4 protein-coding genes are annotated in these 3,840 nt (G+C 55.1%); all 4 read right to left on the bottom strand.

Going from position 1 to position 3,840, the window contains the following annotated elements; genetic code table 11:
• Positions 1-877: CaiB/BaiF CoA transferase family protein (locus AB4876_RS19010; RefSeq protein ID WP_368383266.1), on the bottom strand; the 877-nt coding region annotated here is incomplete at its 3' end.
• A gap of 42 nt (positions 878-919) precedes the next feature.
• On the bottom strand, positions 920-2,110 hold the full coding sequence (locus tag AB4876_RS19005) for an acyl-CoA dehydrogenase family protein (protein WP_368383265.1): 1,191 nt from the start codon (positions 2,108-2,110) through the stop codon (positions 920-922).
• Entirely contained in the window at positions 2,107-3,177 is a 1,071-nt protein-coding gene (locus tag AB4876_RS19000) for an acyl-CoA dehydrogenase family protein (protein ID WP_368383264.1), read from the bottom strand. The genes AB4876_RS19005 and AB4876_RS19000 overlap by 4 nt, the downstream gene beginning before the upstream one ends.
• A gap of 10 nt (positions 3,178-3,187) precedes the next feature.
• Positions 3,188-3,840: SDR family NAD(P)-dependent oxidoreductase (locus AB4876_RS18995; RefSeq protein ID WP_368383263.1), on the bottom strand; the 653-nt coding region annotated here is incomplete at its 5' end.

Below are 3,840 nucleotides of genomic sequence, written 5' to 3'. Positions count from 1 at the left end.
CCCGCGCACCCATGCTGCAGAAGCGGGGGTCGGTGGCCCAATCGGCATGACCAAGTACCGCCGACAAACGCACAAATTCACGGTCGTTGAAGGTGGCAATCAAAATAAAGCCATCGTCTACTGGGAATACGCCATAGGGCGCGGCACTGGGGTGATCGTTGCCGGTGCGGCCCAATGCCGTCCCGCCGTTAAACCAGCCAGAAAAGGTATTGAGCATCGCTGATAATTGCGAATCGAATAGTGACACATCAATGTATTGGCCCTCGCCACTCACATTGCGGTAATTGAGGGCCGCCAATACCGAGATCGCCGCGTACAAGCCCGCGCAAATATCAGCAATGGGCACGCCAACCCGCATTGGCCCGTCGCCCGGTTCGCCGTCGTGATGACCAGTTACCGACATCAGCCCCGCCATGGCCTGAACCAAGTAGTCATAGCCCGAGCGGCCAGCATAGGGGCCGGTTTGGCCAAAGCCGGTCACCGAGCAGTAAATCAATTTGGGGTTAATGGCTTTAAGTTCTTCATAACCCAAGCCGTAACGCGCCAAAGTGCCGCTGCGGTAGTTTTCCACCAGCACATCAGCATTAGCCACCAATCGGCGAATTAAATCGGCACCGGCTTCGGTGGCAAAATCCACCGAAATTGAGCTTTTATTGCGATTCACCGATTGGTAATAGGTAGAGTCTTGGCCTTGGCGGCCAAGCTCATTGTCCATCCACGGCGGGCCAACGCGACGGCAGTCATCGCCCTCACCTTTGCGTTCAATCTTGACGACTTCGGCGCCAAGATCACCCAAAATTTGGCCTGCGTAAGGACCGGCAACAACCCGAGTCATATCAAGTACGCGGATACCACTAAGTGCGCCCTTATTTAACATTTTTATACTCCTTTGCTGCCGATCACAGGGTCGGCATCCAGATCAGGCCTGCAGGCCGAGAACAGTTTTGGCGAGAATATCTCGCTGTATTTCATTGGCACCGGCAAATATGGTGACTGGACGCGCCATCATTAATTGCCAATATAAATCTGCCTGCATATCCGCCGTTGAATCGCCGCCAATCGCGACATCGCCCACCACTGCGCCATACTCAGCACCAATCTCAACATTGAATTCCGTCAGGCGATGCAACAACTCCGAGGCGTAAACCTTGAGCATCGACACCTCTGGCCCCGGCGCTTTGCCACTGTCGGCAATGGCGTCGCAGGTGCGGGAATAAAGCAGACGATAATCGTGGAGATCCGCTTGCAACTGCGCCAATTCATCCATTACCCCGCGGTCGTCTTCCAGCCCTAATTGCTGCACCAAATGCTCACCAAGGGCGAGAGCTTTGCCAGCGAGCGCCGGGCTGCCAATCCACACCCGCTCGTAACCGAGTAGTGCTTTGGCAACCGTCCAGCCCTGATGAAGCTCACCAACCAAATTGGCCTTGGGTACCCGAACATTTTCAAAGAAGACTTCGCAGAATTCGTCTTCGCCCGCCAAATTAATAATTGGCCGAATTGAGATGCCTGGGGTATCGAGATCAATCAGCAAAAAGCTAATGCCCTGTTGTTTCTTTTCGAACTTACCAGTGCGCACCAAGGTAAAAATATGGGTGGAGTCATTGGCATGGGTAGTCCAAATTTTTTGGCCATTCACCAAAAACTCGTCGCCATCTAATTCGGCGCTGGTGCGCAGACTCGCCAGATCAGAACCGGCATTGGGTTCGGAATAACCCTGACACCACACATGCTCGCAGTTAAGTATGCGCGGCAGGTAATACTCGCTCTGCTCAGGGCTGCCCATTTTAATAATGGTGGGGCCGAGTTGGGTTTCGCCCAGATCGATAATGCGCGCCCCCCCCGCGTGCTCCAGCTCTTCGTGGTAGATCAGCTGCTTGCGAAACGACAATCCCATACCGCCACTTTCTCGTGGCCATGCCGGTGCGCGCCAGCCGTGTGCCTGCAAGGTGCGCTGCCAGTCATTGGCGGGTTCGCCGCGCAGACGCCGAAACGGCCGGTGAAAATCTTGCTTCAGCTCTGCGGGATAGTGCTCGGCCAAAAAGGCGCGAAATTCAGCGCGAAAATCGGCATCATCCATTTCATCGCGATTTACATTTACGCTATTCATGCTAATGCCTCCGCTTTGCGTGTGGCTTGAAAAGCGCGACGCATATTTTTGGCGCTGCCCAGCCAGTTACCGTATTGCAAGGCCAAGCGCAGGTATTCACCCACCGAACACTCCTCGGTAAAGCCCATCGCGCCGTGTAGCTGCACTGCCTGACGGCACACATCTTGGGCAACATCGCTGGCCCGGGCCTTGGCGGCACTCAGTGTTGTCACGTCGCCAGACTCGGCGGCGACCCGCCACACCGATTCAGCCAGTTCGATATGTATATGCATATCCACGCAGCGGTGGGACACACTCTGAAAGCTCGATAATTTGCGACCAAACTGCTGGCGCTGATTAAGGTAATCCACCGTGTCGCGCAAACAGGCGCGGGACAAACCGCTGAGAAAGGCGCTGGCCAATAAGCGCCCCGCCGCCAAAGCCGAGGCCAAAGCCTGCTCGGCAGCTGCGCCGACTAACATTTGGGTGCAGGCGACCTTATCAAAATTTAACTGACAAAAACTGCCCGAGGCCGTCGCGCTGCGCTGGGCGGTGATGCCGTCGGCGTCACTATTTACCAGCACAATGGCAGGGCCATTAACGCTGCTGACACACACCAGCAATTGGCTGCTTGGCTCCACCGCCGCAACAAAACTTTTTTGGCCAGAGATTTGTCCATCGCTATAAATACACGCCGCAAAGGCGTCATCGCTGCTAGCGCGATCTTGCCACGCTAGGCTGAACAAAGTTTCACCGCTAATAAGTTCTGCGGCCAAGGCCTCGTTATCTGCCGCCGCCAATATCTGCGCAGGCATAATCGCCGCTTCGATATATGGCACCGGAAAACGATAGCGGCCCATGACTTCGGCCAGCTCAGCCGCAGCCGCTACCGGCAATGCTAAGCCGCCCTGTGACTCAGGCAATAACAGCCCCAACCAGCCCAACTCGGCCATGGCAGTCCACAGTTCGCGATTGAGCGGGCGCGGCACAGCAATTTCAGTTTTAGCGCCAGGCGAGGCCTGAAAATCAGCCAAAAAGCCCTCGGCGCTATCGCGTAACATCGCGATAAATTCGTCCATTTCCTGCATTTCAAATACCTTACATTGCGATGGTGAAGCCACCGTTCACAGACAAAATCTGACCGGTGATGTAAGACGCAGCGTCAGACAATAAGAAACACACTGGCTTGGCCACTTCTTCTGGTGAGGACCAACGGCCCAAAGGAATCTGAGCAAGGTAATTGTCAGCAAAACGCTCGTCGTTACGCACGGTTTCAGTCATGGCGGTGGCAACCACGCCAAAACACACTGCGTTACAGCGGATATTAAATTTGGCCCATTCCCGCGCGGCGGTCATGGTGGCGCCAAAAATACCGGCCTTGGCAGAGGCGTAGTTAATTTGGCCTAAGCTGCCGCGACGACCCGCATCAGACGCGATATTCACAATGGCGCCAGGCTCTTTGTTACCCGCTTTGGCCTCGGCCAACATATGCCGACCGACCGCCTGCATGAAGTACACTGAACCGCTCAGATTAACGTCGATGACTGACTGCCATGCTTCAATCGACATTTTGTCGATCATCGCTGGGCGGGTAATACCGGCGTTATTAATCAGGCCATTTAAGGAACCGAAATGCTCAACCGTGCGGCTCACCGCCTCTGCCGCAAAATTCACGTCTGTAACGCTGCCGGGCAGGGCCAAAAAGCCCTCACCTAGATCGCTAGCCACGCCATTTAAGGTATCGGCATTCA

Source organism: Zhongshania guokunii, from assembly GCF_040892635.1.
In the GTDB taxonomy this organism is placed as follows: Bacteria; Pseudomonadota; Gammaproteobacteria; order Pseudomonadales; family Spongiibacteraceae; genus Spongiibacter; species Spongiibacter guokunii.
This window is presented reverse-complemented; position numbering and strand designations above follow the sequence as displayed.